Below are 19,617 nucleotides of genomic sequence, written 5' to 3'. Positions count from 1 at the left end.
CAGCAACAGAAAATATCTGCTGCTGTTCGTTATACTCATAAAATATTTTATTCAGTCCCTGTCCGATATTCATTGCTTTTTACAACCAAGACGGAAAGGGAGTTGAATCTGAACAATATTATTTTTCTACCTCGTCAAAGCTCTCTGCTGTAACGATCTCATTTACCTGTGTGCATAATGGTTCGAAGTCTTTCTTAACAGTTTCGAAGTCAAGTCCAAGTCCTTCGCAGGTTTCTGTGTTTACGGTTGCAGTACCGTTGTCAAAAGTTTCAACAGGTGTTGTTGCAGGATCTGCATCATTCATAAGGATGTCTGCGATCATGTCTGCCGTCTTCTGTCCAAGGTTTGCATAATCAACACCGTATCCAACGAATGCACCGTTTAATGCAAAGGAGTCAGCTCCTGTGTACTGCGGGATACCTGCATCAATAAATTTCTCATAGATGGAAAGCTCTGCTGTCATGATTGTGTTGTCAGTTGGTGTGAATACCGCATCTACGCCATCTGCTACCAGTGCATCTGCTGCAAGCTGTACCTCATCTGTTGTGGTACCGGTACGCTCTACATATTCGATTCCTTCTTTATCCAGATAATCTTTCGCTTCCTGGATCGCTGTTGTGGAAGAATCCTGTCCGATGTCATATAAAAGTCCGATCTTCTTTACGTCCGGGTTTACTGCCTGAATCAGTTTCATGATAGAAGAAGTATCCAGATAATCACTTGTACCTGTGATATTTGCTCCAGGTGCCTCTAAGTCCTCTACAAGACCGCTTCCTACAGGGTCAGATACTGCGGAGAATACAACCGGTGTATCGGTTCCCTCTGTTGCGGACTGCATACGCATTGCTACAGGTGTTGCAACACCTACCATTAAATCTACATTATCAGCCTGAAAATCAGAAATGATCTGTTCCATAACGTTGGCATCTGCATTACAGTTATCATAGGATACGTCGAAATTTACATCCTTCTCTTCACCGATCTCTTTCAGACGGGACTGGATATTGTCTACGATCTGGTTCAGGGAAGCGTCATCTACATAGTTGCAGATTCCGATCTTGAAATCCTGTGCCATTACCGGTGATGCCATCATCATAGTTGCCATTGCTGTTGCTGCGATTGTTAACATTCTTTTTTTCATAGTCTTTATTCCTCTCTCTACATCTTATTTAGCAGTTCATGATTTTTTAACTGCTATAGTCTCAGGGATGTTTGCCAATCCCTTGTTACTGTCTGTGAGAAAGAACTCCCCGGATTCCTCTTTTTCCCGGATGTGCCAACTCCTGCGATACACTCCTGCGATCAGCAGATTTTTCTGCTTTGCAGTTTTTATATAACAGATTCTCTTTATATATAAAAAATCCGCCACAAGCTATCTGCTGCTTGAGACGGTAATAAGAATCTTATTATCGCGGTACCACTCAAATTGACGAATCGTCCACTTTCTCATGTACAAACATACACTCCTGATTTATAACGGGTTCGGTTCCCGTCGGTGCCTACTCTCACGGTTATTAAGATTTCGGACCGCCCTCGAAAGGCCATTCAACAATCAGTTTCATACGGCTTCCCACCAGCTGCCGCTCTCTGGAATGATCCTTAACTGCTTACTCTTCTTTCTCTTCGGTTTCGATGTGTTTACTTTATCACGGTAACGTGCATATGTCAAGACATTTATTTTTCTTTTTCAGACTTTTTTAGAATCTTAGTTACTGTTCAAAGGTGTGTATAAGTCATTGTAAAAAGTGACGAAATTATTTTTTCTATTTTGTGGATAATTATCTTCAGCAGAAAAAACTGTGTTTATAGTTTTTTCTGCTGTTCTTTTTCACAAAAGTTATACACCGAATCTTATCCATTCTTTCAGACAGAGGCCTTATATCTGCTCATTTTTAATCTTATAATGGAGATTTATCCACAGTCAGATTGCCCAATGGGTCATTTCCGGGAATTCGCTTTTTTCTGCATTTCTGCTATACTTTTTTCAAGAAAGAGAGGTTGTTTTTATGGAGATTGATTTTATACAGGAACTAAAAAAACGTGATGAACTTCTTGACGGCTATCTCAGGCAGATCGAGATCCAGGAGGAATTCATCCAGAAACAGAAAGAGCTGATCGAATATCTCGAGGATCATATCTCAAAGATCACAGATATCGTCAGCAGTGTTTAGCAGGACTGTACCGGAGGAAAACGTATGCCTGATACTTATGATCATATCACTCTCATGTGTCGGCTGAAAGCTGCACAACGCAGAAACAAAGAACTGGAATCTGGCGAAAGATATATCCAGTTAGAAGAACTTCATCAGAAAGAGTACAACGTTTATGAACATAAGATTGAGAAGCTGAAAAAAGAACTTGCAGATGCGCACAAAGAAACGATCCGTGTGCGCAATTACTGGCTTCAGGTACTGGAGGATATGCTCCGAGAGTTTGAAAAGGCACAAAAAAGGTCCGCGCAGGAACTCCGAAAAATGGAGATCCGTGCACTGAATGCAGAAAAGCAAAGAGATGATGCACTGGATAAAGCAGCCGTTTTCAGACATCAGTTTTATGAAGCGGCATCCAGACTGGAAGAAGAACAGGGAAAGAATCTGAAACTACGGGCACAGATCAACCGCGATTATGAAAACTCTTCTATTCCTTCTTCAAAAGCAGTACGACGTAAAAAGATCACAAACAACAGGGAAAAAACAGGCAGAAAACCAGGCGGGCAGCCTGGCCACAAAGGGCACTGCCGGAAAAGGCAGGAGCCTACGCAGCCAGTTATCCTCCTTCCTCCACCTGAAGAAGTGCTCGAAGACTGTGCTTTTAAAAAGACTGCCAGGACCATCATAAAGCAGATGGTAAGTATCCGTATGGTCCTGAATGTAATGGAATATCATGCAGATGTTTATTATAACAGTCATACGGGAGAACGTGCACATGCAGCATTTCCAGATGGAGTTATCGATGATGTGAATTATGATGGCAGCATACGGGCTTTTCTGTTCCTTCTGAACAATGACTGCTGTACATCCATTGATAAGAGCAGAGCTTTTCTGTCCGACCTGACGGGTGGAAAACTGAATATTTCCAAAGGCATGATAAGCAGACTAAACCGGGAGTTTGCTTTAAAAACTGAGCCTGAACGCAGGTCTGCCTATGCAGATATGCTGCTTTCCCCTGTTATGCATACGGATTGTACAAATGCCAGGGAAAACGGAAAGAGCTGCCAGGTATATGTCTGTGCAACCCCGGACGGAAAAGCCCTGTACTTTGCCCGCGAGAAAAAGGGACACGAAGGAGTAAAGGGTACGGTTACAGAAGACTATCAGGGGATCCTTGTCCATGACCATGATATTACCTTTTATAATTATGGAGCAGATCATCAGGAATGCCTTGCCCATGTACTGCGGTATCTGAAAGCCAGCATGGAGAATGAACCAGACCGTACCTGGAATAAAAAAATGCATGCACTGGTGCAGGAAATGGTCCACTTCCGAAATGGATGCCGGCAGCCACACGGGCCAGATCCGGAAATAGTCTCCGGATTCGAAAAACGATACCGTGAGATACTGGAAACTGCCCGGAAAGAATATGAAGACATTCCGGCAAATGATTATTATAAAGACGGGTACAATTTATTCCTGAGAATGGAGAAATACATGCACAACCATCTGTTGTTCCTGCATGATATCCGGGTACCTGCCACGAATAATGAAGCCGAAAGGCTTCTAAGGAATTATAAGCGGAAACAGGCGCAGGCCGTGACATTCAGAAGTTTCGAAAGCATCGATTATCTCTGCCAATGCATGAGCATGCTTGTTTTGATGCGCCTTGAAGATCCGGCAAATATATATGACAGAGTGTCCAGAATATTTGGATAAAGAAAACCGATGGCTTTGACTGTTATCAGTCTACACCATCGGTTTTCTCAAGTCCAGCTAACCCTTGAACAGTAACGAATCTTAAGTATCTTTTCTTTCCCTTGCTGGTTATTAATCCTATGTTGTGTTAAAATACCAGATAGAAAATACTTACTGCTAATAAACAGCAGAAATATTATACAGAAACGAGGAATGTCATATGCCAACTACCAAAATGGTCTTTCACGGAAGCGATATTGAAAAAATATGCGAAGTCTATCATCTGGATCCCAAAAACATCATAAAATTCGGTGCCAACGTAAATCCACTGGGACTTTCTGAAAATGTAAAACAACAGCTTGCCAGCCGTCTGGACATCCTGTCCTCCTATCCTGACAGAGATTATACAACACTCCGCAATACGATCTCAGAGTACTGTAATGTCCCTGCAGAATTTATTCTCCCGGGAAATGGCTCCAGCGAACTGATTGCACTCCTGATCCAGGAACGAAACCCGAAACACACCCTGATCCTCGGACCAACCTATTCCGAATACTCCCGAGAACTCTCCTTCTCCGGCAGCACCCAGGAATACTATCATCTCCGAGAAGAAGATAATTTCGTTCTCAATGTAGACGATCTCTGCCAGACTCTGGAAGGAAACTATGACTTCCTGATCATCTGCAACCCAAACAATCCGACTTCTTCCGCCATCACCAGAGAAGACCTGCAAAAACTCCTCACATTCTGTGCAGAAAAGAACATCTTCGTAATGATCGACGAAACTTATGTAGAATTCGCCCCTGACATCAGCGAGATCACCGCCGTAACCCTCACCAAAGAATTTACCAACCTTATGGTTCTCCGTGGTGTATCCAAATTCTACGCTGCTCCAGGCATGCGCCTCGGCTACGGAATCACAGGAAACCTCGACTTTCTCAAAAAAATGAAAGAAAAACAGGTCCCATGGTCCTTAAACAGCCTCGGAGCCCTCGCCGGCGAACTCATGCTCCAGGACAAAGACTACATCCACCGCACCAGAGAACTCATCCTCTCCGAACGCACCCGACTGCTCCAGGCATTAGTGGAAATTCCAACCTACAAAACCTATCCGGCCTACGCCAACTTTATTCTCCTGAAGATCCAGAAGCCAGTTCTCACCTCCTACGACGTCTTCGACGCCTGCATCCGACAGGGGCTCATGATCCGTGACTGTTCCTCCTTTGAATGCCTCGACGGAGAATACATCCGCTTCTGCATCATGAACCTGGAGGACAACACCAGGCTTCTGAACATACTGTCATCTTTATAAATCAAGCGGATATTCGCAATCCGCTTCGCTACTTGCTCATAACCGAATAACTGCTCCGCAGTTTATCAGAAGGAGTTTGCTCTCCTCCTGATACAAGCAAGTCCCCACCCACTGCTTATTGCTTTTCGCAATTGAAGCAGGGGACTTACTTGATTCGGTTAAATTCCCCCGCCTTGCTGCGAATCCCAGCGGAGCGGAAAATATTTTCCGCTCCGCGTCCCTCCTGAACAAAACAAAAGCCAGAAACTCCAAATTTCCGAAGTTTCTGGCTCTTCTTTTAATTCTTAAAGCTATGGATCGGCGCCGGAATTCTGCCTCCACGCTGGACAAACGCATCACAGGAGAACTGATTCACCGGCATGATCGGTGCATAACCTAAAAGTCCACCAAACTCAACCACTTCACCAACACCCTTACCAATTACCGGGATCAGACGAACCGCTGTAGTCTTCTGGTTCACCATACCAATGGCAGATTCATCTGCAATAATACCGGCAATTGTAGAAGCCTTTGTATCTCCAGGAATGGCGATCATATCAAGACCTACAGAGCATACACAGGTCATCGCTTCTAGTTTCTCAATGGTAAGCGCCCCTGCATTCACCGCATCGATCATACCCTGATCCTCACTGACCGGAATAAATGCGCCGCTTAAACCGCCAACTGCAGCAGAAGCCATAACTCCACCCTTCTTAACCTGGTCATTTAACAGAGCAAGGGCTGCTGTTGTTCCCGGTGCACCTGCATGTTCCAGACCAATTTCCTCAAGGATCTCTGCAACACTATCACCGATCGCAGGTGTAGGTGCAAGAGACAGATCCACGATACCAAACTTAACCCCAAGACGTCTGGAAGCCTCCTGGGCAACCAGCTGACCAACACGTGTAACCTTGAAAGCAGTGCGCTTGATCATCTCGCAGAGAGTCTCAAAATCTTTTCCTCTTACCTGTTCCAGAGCAGTCTTAACAACACCCGGTCCGCTGACACCTACGTTAATGATGGTATCCGCTTCTGTCACACCATGGAACGCACCTGCCATAAACGGGTTATCGTCCGGTGCATTACAGAATACAACCAGCTTCGCGCAGCCAAGGGAATCCTGATCCTTGGTCGCTTCGGCTGTTTCCAGAACGATCTCGCCCATGAGCTTCACCGCATCCATGTTGATGCCAGTACGTGTAGAACCAACATTTACAGAACTGCAGACACGTTCTGTCTTCGCCATAGCCTGTGGAATCGATTCGATCAGAAGTTTCTCTGCCGGGGTCATACCCTTACTTACCAGTGCAGAATAACCTCCGATAAAGTTCACACCGACAGTCTTGGCAGCTCTGTCCAGTGTCTCAGCGATTGTTACAAAATCTTCCGTAGTCTTACATGCAGCACCGCCGATCAGTGCGATCGGAGTGACTGAAATTCTCTTATTTACGATTGGAATCCCATACTCAGCGGAAATCGCTTCACCTGTAGATACCAGATCTTTGGCACAGGTTGTGATCTTATCATAAACTTTTTTATTTAATGTCTCAAGGTCACTGTCGATGCAGTCCAGAAGACTGATTCCCATTGTAATAGTACGCACGTCCAGGTTCTCGTGCTCGATCATTTTATTTGTCTCATTTACCTCAAAAATATTGATCATTTTAAATTTCTCCCTTGTATGTTTTCTCAGCCTTACGAAACAATTGAAATCCGCAATCCGTTTTGCGGCTTACTTCATTCTGTCAGATTCTATGCATTACATTGAAGATGTCTTCATGCTGGCATCGAATCACTACGCCGATCTCATCACCAAGGGCTTCCAGCTCTTTTGCAAGAACTCCATTGTCTTTCTCACATTTGGTGGCATCTGTGATCATCATCATGTTAAAGTATCCCTGTACGATGGTCTGAGAGATATCAAGAATGTTTACATTGTTGTCTGCAAGATAAGTACAAACCTTTGCAATAATACCTACGGTGTCGTTTCCTACTACTGTGATGATTGTCTTTTTCATAAGTTCTTTGTCCTTTCTACACTGTAATTACTTCTGATATGCAATCCCTTTTAGCCACCTGGATCTTAAAGTCCCGGGACTTGTAAGGGTTGTCACCTAAGGTTACTTCTGAGCAGACCGTTTCATAAGCCAGCTCCTCGTAGTTATTCTCCCGGCTTAAATGCCCCAGGAAAATAGCTTTCATATTATCATGCAGAAGCCTGCACAAAAGCCTGCCTGCATTTTCATTGGAAAGATGCCCTCTGTCTCCCAGAATCCTCTGTTTCAGATAATAGGGATATTTGCCTACCTGAAGCATACGGATATCATGATTTGCTTCCAGAAGCAGTGCATCCAGATTCTGCAGATTGCTGATTATGTACTCATTATATTTGCCAAGGTCTGTTGCAATCCCTACAGACTGTTCTCCGCATTCCACACGATACCCTACCGGCTGTGCCGCATCATGGGAAATAGTAAAAGGATTGATCGTCAGATCCTTGATCTCAAATGGTTCATCTTCCCGTATCTCATGAAAGACCCCTTCCGGCATTTTTCCCAGGTTCATCCGGGATAACGCATCTACGGTTCCACCTGTTGTATAAATGGGAATCTGATATTTCCGTGCCACTACCCCCAGACCCTTGATATGATCCGAATGCTCGTGGGTGATCAGAATTCCGTCAATATCCTTTCCTGTCAGTTCCAGTTCATTCAGCCCCTGTTCCATACGTTTCCCGCTGATGCCCACATCTACCAGAAGATGGGTGTCATCAGAACCTACGTAAATACAGTTTCCACTGCTGCCGCTGGCAATGCTACAAAGTCTCATATTTTCTGATTCCTTCCTCTATCTGCTGCCAGGTTTCTTTCAGATCGGTATTATTTACCACCACATAATCTGCATTTGCCCGGAAAAATTCTTCCGGTGCCTGACTGGCAATGATACTTATGGATTTCTCCCTGGTATATCCCCGGTTCTCCATCAGTCTTCTGATCCTGATCTCCTGATCTGTGTGGATATACCATATGGTATCGCAGAATTCCTGATAATGATCTTCCAGAAGAAGTGCAGCCTCCACTACACAGATCTTCTGTCCCTGCTGTCTTTTTAATTCCAGCTGCCTGCGGATATACCTTTTTACAGCAGGATGTATGATCTCATTTAGTCTTTCCAGCATATCCGGATGTGAAAATACTACATCCGAAACCTGCCTGCGGTCAATAGTTTTATCATCTTTTATGATCTGTTTTCCAAATAACGCGATAACCGGTTCATAACACTCCTGCCCCGGTTCCATTACCAGATGACCGATCTCATCCGCTTTCATCACATATGCCTGATATTTTTCTGCAAGGAAATCAAGCACTGTACTTTTTCCGGCACCTACTCCACCGGTAATTCCTATTGTAATCATTTATTTCGCCTCATACCAGTTATTTCCCTGATGCATATCTACTTCCAGTTCTACGGAAAGATGCGCTGCACCTTTCATCTCTTCTTCCAAGATACGGGAAACTTCTTCTGTTTCTTCTTTGTATGTTTCAATGAGAAGTTCATCGTGAACCTGAAGTACCAGACGGGATTTCAGTCCTTCCTCTTTCAGCCTTCTGTATACCCGGTTCATGGCAATCTTGATGATATCCGCTGCGGTTCCCTGGATGGGCGAATTCATGGCCACTCTTTCTCCGAAAGAGCGCTGCATAAAATTACTGGATTTCAGTTCCGGTACAGGTCTGCGTCTGCCAGCCATGGTGGAAACATACCCGTGTTCTTTGGCCTGTTCTACCAGTCCATCCAGAAATCCCTTGATCTTCGGATAGGTTTCAAAATATTTCTCAATATAATCAGCTGCTTCTTTTCGGGTAATGCTTAAATCCTGGCTCAGTCCGAAAGAGCTGATCCCGTATACGATCCCGAAGTTCACTGCCTTGGCATTTCTTCTCTGCAGCGCTGTCACTTCATCAAATGGAACATGGAATACCTGAGATGCAGTCAGTCTGTGAATATCCTGTGCTTCCCTGTATGCCTGGATCAGTTTCTCATCTCCTGACATATGTGCCAGCACGCGAAGTTCAATCTGGGAATAATCCGCATCCAGGAAAACGTACCCCTCTTCCGGTACAAATACTTTACGGATCAGGCGTCCAAGTTCCATTCTTACGGGAATGTTCTGAAGATTGGGGTCTGTACTGCTGATTCTTCCTGTGGCTGTGATCGTCTGGTTGAAGGTGGAATGGATCCTTCCGTCTTCTGCAATCACATTTGCCAGACCATCTGCATAAGTGGATTTCAGTTTGGCAAGCTGTCTGTACTCCAGAATATCCCGGATGATAGGATACTCCGGTGCCAGTTTCTCCAGAATATCCGCTGCTGTGGAATATCCTGTCTTGGTCTTCTTTCCGCCTTTGATCCCCATTTTTTCAAAAAGGATCACTCCCATCTGCTTGGGAGAATTAATATTAAATTCTTCTCCAGCCTGCTGCCAGATCAGCTTCTCCAATTCTGCGATACGGACATTGAGCTTCTCTCCATAACTCTTCAGTTCCTCACCTTTTACACAGATTCCCCATTTTTCCATGGAATCCAGCGTGAAGATAAGGGGGAGTTCGATCTGGGTATATACCTTCCACATATCCGCATTTTTCAGTGCCTCACACATTGGTTCACAACATGCCAGAGCCGTGTATGCCATATAACATGCAGCTGCTGACAATCCTTCGGCACCTTCCTGCCATGCTTTCTCCCAGGTCATTTTCCCCAGAAGCTCTTCTCTGGCCGGAAGAAGCCTGCCGTTTAGATATTCTTTGGCCATATCCTCATAAGTATAGGAAGATTTCAGCGGATTTAAAAGATAAGCTGCTACTCCTGCATCAAAAATATCGGCTGAGTCCTCAACCTTCACATACTTAAGAATTGCCTTGATATCCAAAGCACAGACTCTGGTTTTCTTAAAAAGTTCTCCTGCCTTTGTGCAAAGATATGCCTGGGTGATCAGTCCCTCCACCGGAATATAATAAATTTCTTCCGTGTTCAATGCCAGACCTGCTCCAAAAACCTGTCCGTTCTCTGTGATCAGAGAAAATCCTGCACTCTCCTGTGTTTCTGCTTTCTGAAATAAGGCTTCACAGCCGGCCAAATCCCCACAGGCAAAGAATTCCCGGATCTCCTGTTCCTCCTGTACTGCTTCTGTATCAAACCGTGACAGAAGATTTTTAAATTCCAGCTGTCTGCACAGAGCAAGTGCTTCCTTTGTGTAAAAATCTTTAAGTTCAGCCTGCTCATAAGAAAATTCTACCGGACTGTCCGTGTTAATGGTTGCCAGTGTTTTACTCAGCTGCGCCATATCATAGTGATCGCGGAGAGATTCTTTCGCTCTGTTAGGTTTGATCTCCTCCAGATGATCATGGGCATTCTCGATGGTTCCGAACTGTCCGATGATCTTCGTGGCAGTTTTCTCTCCTACGCCAGGGATTCCCGGAATATTATCTGAACTATCTCCCATCAGTGCTTTCAGATCTATGATCTGAGGCGGAGTCATCTGGTATTTCTCAATGACCTGTTCTGTGTGAAAATCTTCAATGGTTGTCTTTCCTCTTACCGTTCTCGGAAGACGTATCATGACTTTATCTGTGGCAAGCTGCAGCAAATCCCTGTCTCCCGAAAGAATCGTGACATCCATTCCTTTCTCTTCACTTCTTCTGGCCAGGGTTCCCAGAATATCATCCGCCTCATACCCTTCCAGCGTAACAATATTTACATTCATGGCACCAAGCATTTCTTTTATCAGCGGCACCTGCTCTCGCAGTTCCTCCGGCATGGGTTTACGTGTTCCCTTATATGCATCGTAAATCTTATGTCTGAATGTAGGTGCATGAAGGTCAAATGCTACTGTCAGATACTGTGGCTTCTCTTCCTCCAGAATCCTGAAAAGAATGTTCAGAAATCCATAAACAGCTCCTGTATGCTTTCCTTCGGAATTAGTCAGATCCGGTAAGCCATAAAACGCCCTGTTCAGTATGCTGTGTCCATCGATCAGTAATAATTTTTCGCTCATAATATCCTCCAGTATCTTTCTATATTTCTGCCTGCTGATTGCTTATCTCACAGAACATGCACCGTCTGCATCATTACATAAACCAGGAAAGCGGCCAGTGCCACGATCAGAAGACATATCATCGCACCGATACAGAATCTGTACAGCTTTTTCTTACAGATATAACGTCTGGATTTCCTGATATCCTGCTTCAGAAGATCTTTGAAATCCAAAACGGACTCTCCGCTGTCCTCGTTGAGCTGCTGCATTGCTTCATGTACAATAAAATAGGTTTCCAGTTCATCATAGCAGGAAGAACAGTTCTGGATGTGATCCAGAAACTCTTCCATCTCATCTACCGGAAGATCGTGACTGATATATCTGTTCACCATTCCCTCTGCAGTACGGCAATTCATATCATCCCTTCTTTCCCAATATCTCTCATATTCCCACAAACTTACAGGGTACTGTTCTCTTTTCGTTTCCAGTAACCCGGTACCCTTCAATGTTCCCATTATAACCGAAGAAGAGTTTTTTTACAACAGACAAAAGCAGCAGAGGTCATTTTCCCCTGCTGCTTATCTTTCGTAAATAATGAATCTCTATGAAATTTATTCTTCTGCAGTTACCGTTTCCTGTACCTCTGCACCCGGAAGAGGTGCTTCCAGGATCTTCATGAATTCCTCACCTGTAATTGTTTCATGTTCATAGAGGAACTTGGCAAGTTCATGAAGTTTTCCGATGTTGTCCTGAAGGATCTGTAATGCCTTCTGGTGCTCACTCTTTACCAGTTCCACAACCTTCTTATCCAGAAGTGTCTGTGTTTCGAAAGAGCAGCTTAAGCTGGAATCTCCACCCAGGTACTGATTCGTCACATTCTCCATGGCAACCATATCAAAATCTTCACTCATACCATATCTGGTGATCATAGCTCTGGCAAGCTTGGTAGCCTGCTCGATATCATTGGATGCACCTGTAGTTATAGAGTGAAAGATCAGTTCCTCTGCTGCACGTCCGCCTGTAAAAGTAGCAATCTTATTCTGAAGCTCATCTTTTGTCATCAGGTAATGATCCCCGTCATCTACCTGCATAGTGTATCCCAGTGCACCGGAAGTACGTGGGATAATCGTGATCTTATGGACAGGTGCTGACTCTGTCTGCTTGGCAGCAACCAGTGCATGTCCGATCTCATGATAAGCTACGATCAGTTTCTCCTTGTTAGAAAGAACACGGTTCTTCTTCTGATATCCTGCGATTACTACTTCGATGCTCTCTTCAAAGTCTGCCTGTGTGGCAAATTTTCTGCCGTCACGTACTGCACGAAGAGCAGCTTCATTTACGATATTGGCAAGTTCCGCACCGGAAGCTCCTGCTGCTGCCTTTGCAATATCATCAAATCTTACAGAATCTGCGATCTTAATCTTCTTTGCATGAACCTTCAGGATTTCTTCTCGTCCCTTCATATCCGGGAGTTCAACAGGAATTCTTCTGTCAAAACGACCCGGTCGCAAAAGAGCAGGATCCAGAGAATCCGGTCTGTTTGTAGCTGCCAGGATCACAACACCCTTGGAACCATCGAAACCGTCCATTTCTGTAAGCAGCTGATTCAGTGTCTGCTCACGTTCATCATTACCACCGGAGAATCCGGCACCATCACGTTTCTTACCGATCGTATCGATCTCATCGATAAATACGATACACGGTGCTTTCTCATTGGCCTGTTTAAACAAATCTCTTACCTTGGCAGCACCCATACCAACAAACATTTCCACAAATTCTGAACCTGAGATGGAGAAGAATGGCACTTCTGCTTCACCTGCTACTGCTTTCGCCAGAAGAGTTTTACCTGTACCTGGAGGGCCTACAAGAAGGGCACCTTTCGGCATGGAAGCACCGATTTCTCTGTACTTCTGGGGATTATGAAGATAATCCACGATCTCTTTCAGAAGATCCTTCGCTTCGTCTTCACCTGCCACATCTGCAAATTTAATTCCCGTAGATGATTTTACATATACTTTCGCATTGCTCTTGCCAAAGGACATTGCTCCGCCAGGGCCGCCGCCCATGGAACTCATCATCTTCTTACTCAGCCAGCGGCCAAGAAGGACGAAGATCACGATTGGGAACACATATCCTGCCAGAAGACTTACCCAGATAGATGTCTGCTGTGGCGCTGCTGCACCGAATTTCACTCCTGCATCATGGAGACGGTCTACCAGATCCGGATCATCCATCTTTACAGTTCTGCAGTAGAGTTCTTTTCCATCACTCTCTGCTACATAATAGATATAATCCTCCTGGATCTCTACTGTTTTTACATAATCTTTCTCCACCCCTGTCAGAAATGTACTGTAGTCCGTTGTCTGGACCTTTCTTCCTTCAAGTGCAGGAAGAAGGAGTACATTCAGAAGGATGATGATCATTGCTACGATGATATAATATACATAAAGTGGTTTTCTGCCCGGCTTTTTATTATCAAGATTCATCAGCAATTCCTCCATTCGTTGTTGTTAGAATGTACCATAACACTAATCTGTCTGTTTTTCAAGAATAGGCTTGCAAATTTCACAAACATTTAAGAATTATCGGAATTTTTTTAGGTTTTCATGATTCGGCAAAAAAACGGTCATACCAGAGCAGAAATGTAAATACTGTCCATATCCTGCGGCTGTCATCTGTTTTCGGATTAAAAGATTCTCTCTTTTTATAATTTTCCAGCATTTTCAGAAGTTTCTCTGTATGGAAAAAACGGTCTGCATTTTCAGAACAAAACTGTTCCTTTATGATACTGTAATAAGGCTCCTGACGGATCCATGTACGGATTGGAACAGGAAATCCCAGTTTTTTCTTCTGTGCTGTGTCTTTTCGTACTTTTTTCTGTGCAGCTTCACGGAAAAGCACTTTTGTCTTTGGAGGAGAAACTTTCTCATTTAAGGGCAGTGTCGAAGCAAAATCCCATACATTTTTATCCAGAAACGGAACTCTGACTTCTACGGAATGAGCCATTCCCATTTTATCCCCTTTCATGAGAATATCATGAACAAGCCATAAATGGAGATCCGTATACTGCATTTTTGTCACAGGATCCTGACTTTTTACCTGTGCATACAAAGGAGCTGTAACATCCCTGATCCGAAGTCCGTTTTTCCGTTTCAACAGTTTATCTGCCTGACGCTCGGAAAACACGTTTGTCGCATTGCAATGGTATCTCTCTTCCAGAGTTTTACCATGGCGAATCAGAAAACCTCTCCCCGGCAGTCCCTGAGGAAGAAAGTTTTCTGCAATCTGTCCAAGTCTGCGGCGCAGCACCAGAGGAATCTTATCAAATCCAGTATACTGTAATGGCTCACAGTAAATATTATACCCACCGAACAACTCGTCACTGCCCTCTCCTGAAAACACAACTTTTACATCTCTGGCAGCTTCTCTGCTCAGAAAATACAGTCCTGCAACTGACGGATCTGCTACCGGTTCATCCATATAATACTGTATATCAGACAATGCTCCCCAGTATTCTTCTGCTGAAATCTTTTTTCCTCTGTTCTGAATTTCTGCTTCTTCTGCAAAGCTGTGTGCTTCGTCCAGTTCTGAGCTTCCTTCTCCTTCAAATCCCACAGTATAGGTATGTTTTACCTTACCTTCTACCGCCAGATAGCTGGAATCTACACCGCTGGATAAATAAGAACCTATCTCCACATCACCTGTCTGATGCGCCTGCACAGATTCCTCCAGTATTTTTTCCATTTTATCCAGCATATGCTGATGGCTTCCGGACCCATCCGGGCAGAAATCAAACGGATGATAGCAGACTTTTCTGACATTTTCCCCATCAAAGATAAAATAATGTGCAGGTGGGAGACAATATACATTCTTAAAAAAAGTTTCATCTGTAGGCACAAACTGAAAAGTAAGATATAGGCGTAAAACTTCTTCATTTAATTCCTTATGAAACGCAGGGTGTTCCAGCATAGCTTTTATTTCAGATGCAAAAAGAACAGTGTCCCCCATTTTACTGTAATAAAAAGGTTTGATTCCAAACATATCCCTTGCACCAAAAAGCTGTTTCTTTTTTCTGTCCCAGATTATAAATGCAAACATACCTCTTAATTTCTCCGGCAGTTTCTCTCCCCATTCTTCATAACCATGAAGAAGCACTTCCGAATCTGTGTGAGATTTAAACCTGTGTCCTGCTGCAATCAGTTCCGGCATCAGTTCCCTATAATTATAAATTTCACCATTGTATACCAGTACCAGGCTTCTGTTCTCATTAAACATAGGCTGATTTCCATGTTCACTCAAATCCACAATACTCAGTCTTCGAAATCCCAGCGCAATATCCTCGTCCAGATACTTTCCCTCACTATCAGGCCCCCGATGCACAATTGTTCTGAGCATATTCTGCAAAATTTCTTCTTTTTCCTTTTCCTGCCCGTAAAATCCAGCAAACCCACACATGTGTTTTCCTCCTATGTAACCACATTCTCTTTTTGATTAAAGGCATAATAACAGGCCTCTCTCTTTTATCTGTAATCTATATATCACAATTATTTCACAGTTTTGTACCATTTTCCTGCAGTAGACAGATCAGATGTCTTAAAATTACCGGTACGCGTACTGCTGCTTTTTAACAGCGAACAGCTTTCCGCTTTATTACTCAGGCTCCAGCAGACATAGCTTATCTTATTTTTTCTTAGAAACGAGATCCATTTATCAGCTTCTGTTTTATCGATATGTCCATTACCTGAACTTTCAGAAACACCAAATTCGCTTACGAAGACGGGAAGTCCCCTGTCAATTGCAGCCTGTACCTTTTTTCTATACTCTGAACCATGGGTTGCGGCATAAAAATGGAAAGTATACATAATATTAGAATAACCTTTAACAGGACTTTTGGCTGCAGTGTCCACATCCTGAGACCATGTCGGCGTTCCTACAAGAATAATATTCTTTTTATCATAGGTTCTGATTGTTTTGATCACCGCAGCAGCATAACTTTTTACTGTGGACCAGGAAGTTCCGCCATTAGGTTCATTGCAGATCTCATAAAAAATATTTTTCTGATTTTTATATTTTTTTGCCATATATTTAAAAAATGAGATAGCTTCTTTCTGATGTTTCTTCGGGGTCCGGTCATTTAAAACGTGCCAGTCTATGATCACATACATTCCCAGTTCTGTGGCATAGCGAACGCCTTTATCGATCAGCTTTTTCAGTTCCGCCTGATTTCCGCCCGAACAGTAACCATTATATTCCTCAGTATACATAGCAAGCCGGATGCAGTTTACACCCCAGTCATCTCTTAATGACTTAAACGCTGATTTATTTACATACTGTGAAAACCAGTTGATTCCATGCGTACTGACACCTTTCAGGATCACTGTTTTTCCATTGGAATTCACCAGCCTAGTCCCCCTTACACTAAGACGCCCATTCCTCTGCAATGGTGTAGATGCTGCTGAGGTCACATTTACCTGCGCCATACACAGCAGACAACACAACACTACACAAATCCTCTGAAAAATTCTTTTTCTTTTCATATCTTTTTTTCTCCTTTTTCAAAAATAAAAAAACTCTTGCCATTTTCTGTAATCCATGCTATCATAATATATGTTTCGTGCCGGCATGTCGGAATTGGCAGACGAGGCAGACTCAAAATCTGTTGTGGGCAACTACGTGCGGGTTCAAGTCCCGCTGCCGGCAGTCAATTTTCTAAAAAGGAGAGCAGGAAAAATCCGGCTCTCCTTTCATTTATTTTATCATAAAAATATCAGATATCCTACTTTTTCACAAGATAATTTTCAAAAATAATAAAATCCAGGCCCCAGCGTTTATACAAATTATCTATATTAGCATCTTTAAACAACCAGCCAGTTACAGCTATACCTTTTTTATGTGCATTTCTGATATCCTGTAAACTAATAATTTTCTTCATAAGCACTCCGTTCTTATCGTTCATCCCTCATATGCCATTCCTGATCTGCTGGCTTCACTTCCGGGAGATTTTTAAACACCTCACAGTCTGCATCACATCCATCCTTGATACATGGACAGACCATTTTCACTTTTTTCAGATGTCCCGGAACCCCTTCATACTGAACACTCCACAGACCATTGTAATGAAGCTGTTTACATAATCCAGGTTCATACTCATATTTTACCATTGTTTCTTCCTCTCCTGAAAAAATGCCGGTCTGTCATTTGCCAGACCAGCATTTTCCTGCAACTTATTTATTTCATATCTTCCAGCAATTTTTCATAAACAGGAAAACAGTCAAATGTCGCAAAATAATCCTTCGGAGTCTCTGCTCTTCGAATCATCTCGAAACTTCCATCTTCATGAAGAAGAATTTCTGCTGATTTCAGCTTTCCATTGTAATTGTATCCCATTGCAAATCCATGTGCACCTGTATCATGGATTACAAGAAGATCTCCCATATCTACTTTTGGTAAATAACGGTCAATGGCAAATTTATCATTATTCTCACAGAGAGAACCTGTTACATCATACATATGATCACATGGCTGATCTTCTTTTCCCATAACTGTAATATGATGATAAGCTCCATACATTGCCGGGCGCATAAGATTTACTGCGCAGGCATCTACTCCGATATATTCTTTATGTGTATGTTTCTCATGAATCGCCTTTGTAACCAGACAGCCATACGGTCCCATCATAAAACGGCCCATCTCTGTGTAGATTGCCACATCTCCCATTCCTGCCGGAACAAGAACTTCTTCATAAACCTTACGCACACCTTCGCCAATCTCACGGATATCATTCGGTGTCTGCTCCGGTCTGTAAGGAATTCCCACACCACCGGAAAGATTGATAAATTTCACATGAGCACCTGTTTCTTTCTGAAGTTTCACGGCCAGTTCAAACAGTTCTTTTGCGAGCATCGGATAATAATCATTTGTCACTGTATTACTTGCAAGAAAAGAATGGATACCAAATTCTTCAGCACCTTTTGCTTTAAGAGTCTTAAATGCTTCAAAAATCTGTTCTGTTGTCATACCATATTTGGCATCTCCCGGATTATCCATGATATCATTGCTGATTTTGAATACCCCGCCCGGATTGTAACGGCAGCTGATCACTTTCGGAATATATCCTACAGCCTTCTCCAGACTTTTAATATGAGTAATATCATCCAGATTGATGATACCGCCGATCTCATTGGCATATTTAAATTCTTCTTCCGGTGTATCATTGGAGGAAAACATGATATCTCCCTCTTTGCAACCGATAGCCTTTGACATCATCAGCTCTGTCATGGATGAACAGTCGCAGCCGCAGCCATACTCCTGAAGGATCTGGATCAGATATGGATTGGGAGTTGCCTTTACTGCAAAAAATTCCTTAAATCCTTTATTCCATGCGAATGCTTCCTTTACTGCCTTTGCATTTTCGCGGATTCCTTTTTCATCATAAAGATGAAAAGGTGTAGGAAACTGTGCAGTAATTTCCTGAAGCTTTTCCAGTGTGACAAATGGTACTTTCTTCATAATAACGTGTTCTCCTCCTGATAAAGTATTCTCCTCTTATTTCTTGTGTATATGTGTATATAAATGATCCTGGCAGTACTCGTAGTTTCCGTTGCATTTGGAACAGAAACGAAATTCCAGGTTCGGATCATCCTTCTCCGTACGTCCGCAGACAGCACATTTATGCTTGGTGATACCCTCACTGCCATTACGGAACGGAACCGTCTTGCTTCCCGGATTTACCGCTTTCTTAAACTTATTTCTTCTGTGGATCTCTTTCGGATTATACCGGTTCATATTTCGGGTTCCAAAGAAAAAGATAATAAAGTTCAACAGTGATGCGATCACCGGAAGTGCCATAAACCATGCACCATTCATAAAATATCTGACAATCTCATAAGCTACAATCAATACATACACAACAGCCATCCATTTCATCCTGATCGGGATCACGAAATAAAGCATTACCTGCATATCCGGATAGGTCAGGGCATATGCAAGGAAAATGGAAAGACTGATATAATAGGTAGAGAACTGTGCACCATTTAAATAGGCATCCAGCACTCCACCTGTGAGAAAATATAAAATAAATGCGGAAATCACTGTAAATACGATTCCCGATAAAATATACAGTGTAAATCGGAATGAGCCCCATGTCCGCTCCAGTGATGCACTGATAGGATAATAAAAAAACAGGATCGCGATCACAAACCAGATAGTAGATGACGTGCTCGGTGGATAAATAACCCAGGTGATCAGTCTCCAGATCTGTCCGTGCAGGATCTTCGTTACATTCAGGCTGAGCATGGACAGCACACTGGGATTCAGGATCATCAACGCATATCCCAGTACATAACTGACTATGATATAGATCGTCAGGTTTTCAATTCCATATTTTCCAAATTTTCGTTCCAGTTTGTCAATAAATTTCATAATTCTCCTTTGCCATAAACAGA

General features: G+C 43.2%; 17 protein-coding genes, 1 tRNA gene and 1 other annotated feature. Of the genes, 4 read left to right on the top strand and 14 right to left on the bottom strand.

Annotation, left to right across the window (positions count from 1 at the left end; genetic code table 11):
• Positions 1 to 118: 118 nt before the first annotated feature.
• On the bottom strand, positions 119 to 1,141 hold the full coding sequence (locus tag R8695_RS06225; protein WP_118509581.1) for an ABC transporter substrate-binding protein: 1,023 nt from the start codon (positions 1,139 to 1,141) through the stop codon (positions 119 to 121).
• 240 nt (positions 1,142 to 1,381) lie between these two features.
• Positions 1,382 to 1,633, bottom strand: a binding site (T-box leader).
• Positions 1,634 to 2,006: 373 nt separating this feature from the next.
• Here R8695_RS06225 and R8695_RS06220 point away from each other — a divergent pair.
• The 3 genes from R8695_RS06220 to R8695_RS06210 all read left to right on the top strand — a co-directional run bounded on the left by R8695_RS06220 (position 2,007) and on the right by R8695_RS06210 (position 5,160).
• Positions 2,007 to 2,171, top strand: coding sequence for a hypothetical protein (locus R8695_RS06220; RefSeq protein ID WP_167515506.1), 165 nt, complete (start codon positions 2,007 to 2,009; stop codon positions 2,169 to 2,171).
• Positions 2,172 to 2,195: 24 nt separating this feature from the next.
• On the top strand, positions 2,196 to 3,869 hold the full coding sequence (locus R8695_RS06215; protein WP_195979764.1) for an IS66 family transposase: 1,674 nt from the start codon (positions 2,196 to 2,198) through the stop codon (positions 3,867 to 3,869).
• A 199-nt stretch (positions 3,870 to 4,068) separates the two neighbouring features.
• Positions 4,069 to 5,160 (top strand): pyridoxal phosphate-dependent aminotransferase, encoded by a 1,092-nt coding sequence (locus tag R8695_RS06210; RefSeq protein WP_118509580.1) that lies wholly within the window; start codon positions 4,069 to 4,071, stop codon positions 5,158 to 5,160.
• A 277-nt stretch (positions 5,161 to 5,437) separates the two neighbouring features.
• Here R8695_RS06210 and R8695_RS06205 read toward each other — a convergent pair whose 3' ends face one another.
• The 9 genes from R8695_RS06205 to R8695_RS06165 all read right to left on the bottom strand — a co-directional run bounded on the left by R8695_RS06205 (position 5,438) and on the right by R8695_RS06165 (position 16,710).
• The gene (locus R8695_RS06205; protein ID WP_118509579.1) at positions 5,438 to 6,802 is read right to left on the bottom strand and encodes a PFL family protein; all 1,365 of its coding nucleotides are present in this window, start codon (positions 6,800 to 6,802) and stop codon (positions 5,438 to 5,440) included.
• An 82-nt stretch (positions 6,803 to 6,884) separates the two neighbouring features.
• Positions 6,885 to 7,157, bottom strand: coding sequence for an ACT domain-containing protein (locus tag R8695_RS06200; RefSeq protein WP_118509578.1), 273 nt, complete (start codon positions 7,155 to 7,157; stop codon positions 6,885 to 6,887).
• Between the two features lie 16 nt (positions 7,158 to 7,173).
• Positions 7,174 to 7,968, bottom strand: coding sequence for an MBL fold metallo-hydrolase (locus tag R8695_RS06195; RefSeq protein ID WP_118509577.1), 795 nt, complete (start codon positions 7,966 to 7,968; stop codon positions 7,174 to 7,176).
• Positions 7,955 to 8,554 (bottom strand): dephospho-CoA kinase, encoded by a 600-nt coding sequence (coaE, locus tag R8695_RS06190; protein WP_118509576.1) that lies wholly within the window; start codon positions 8,552 to 8,554, stop codon positions 7,955 to 7,957. Before coaE ends, R8695_RS06195 begins: the two co-directional genes overlap by 14 nt.
• Entirely contained in the window at positions 8,555 to 11,194 is a 2,640-nt protein-coding gene (gene polA, locus R8695_RS06185; RefSeq protein WP_118509575.1) for a DNA polymerase I, read from the bottom strand.
• A gap of 47 nt (positions 11,195 to 11,241) precedes the next feature.
• Positions 11,242 to 11,589 (bottom strand): anti-sigma factor family protein, encoded by a 348-nt coding sequence (locus tag R8695_RS06180; RefSeq protein WP_118509574.1) that lies wholly within the window; start codon positions 11,587 to 11,589, stop codon positions 11,242 to 11,244.
• Positions 11,590 to 11,784: 195 nt separating this feature from the next.
• Positions 11,785 to 13,659 (bottom strand): ATP-dependent zinc metalloprotease FtsH, encoded by a 1,875-nt coding sequence (ftsH, locus tag R8695_RS06175; RefSeq protein ID WP_154780976.1) that lies wholly within the window; start codon positions 13,657 to 13,659, stop codon positions 11,785 to 11,787.
• 118 nt (positions 13,660 to 13,777) lie between these two features.
• Complete coding sequence (gene asnB / locus R8695_RS06170; protein WP_118509572.1) at positions 13,778 to 15,628, bottom strand: asparagine synthase (glutamine-hydrolyzing); 1,851 nt, start codon at positions 15,626 to 15,628, stop codon at positions 13,778 to 13,780.
• 89 nt (positions 15,629 to 15,717) lie between these two features.
• Entirely contained in the window at positions 15,718 to 16,710 is a 993-nt protein-coding gene (locus R8695_RS06165; protein ID WP_118509571.1) for a glycoside hydrolase family 5 protein, read from the bottom strand.
• A 79-nt stretch (positions 16,711 to 16,789) separates the two neighbouring features.
• On the opposite strand from R8695_RS06165, the gene R8695_RS06160 reads away from it, so the two are divergent.
• A tRNA-Leu gene (locus R8695_RS06160) sits at positions 16,790 to 16,873 on the top strand.
• Positions 16,874 to 16,949: 76 nt separating this feature from the next.
• On the opposite strand, the gene R8695_RS06155 is transcribed toward R8695_RS06160, so the two are convergent.
• The 4 genes from R8695_RS06155 to R8695_RS06140 form a co-directional block, all read right to left on the bottom strand.
• Positions 16,950 to 17,105 (bottom strand): hypothetical protein, encoded by a 156-nt coding sequence (locus R8695_RS06155; protein WP_154780975.1) that lies wholly within the window; start codon positions 17,103 to 17,105, stop codon positions 16,950 to 16,952.
• A gap of 13 nt (positions 17,106 to 17,118) precedes the next feature.
• Positions 17,119 to 17,334, bottom strand: coding sequence for a hypothetical protein (locus tag R8695_RS06150; RefSeq protein WP_118509570.1), 216 nt, complete (start codon positions 17,332 to 17,334; stop codon positions 17,119 to 17,121).
• A gap of 67 nt (positions 17,335 to 17,401) precedes the next feature.
• Positions 17,402 to 18,682 carry a diaminopimelate decarboxylase gene (locus tag R8695_RS06145; RefSeq protein WP_118509569.1) on the bottom strand — a complete coding sequence of 427 codons (1,281 nt, stop codon included), beginning with the start codon at positions 18,680 to 18,682 and terminating at the stop codon, positions 17,402 to 17,404.
• 36 nt (positions 18,683 to 18,718) lie between these two features.
• The gene (locus R8695_RS06140) at positions 18,719 to 19,594 is read right to left on the bottom strand and encodes a hypothetical protein (RefSeq protein ID WP_154780974.1); all 876 of its coding nucleotides are present in this window, start codon (positions 19,592 to 19,594) and stop codon (positions 18,719 to 18,721) included.
• Positions 19,595 to 19,617 lie beyond the last annotated feature (23 nt).

The organism is Blautia luti (assembly GCF_033096465.1).
Lineage (GTDB): Bacteria > Bacillota > Clostridia > Lachnospirales > Lachnospiraceae > Blautia_A > Blautia_A luti.
This window is presented reverse-complemented; position numbering and strand designations above follow the sequence as displayed.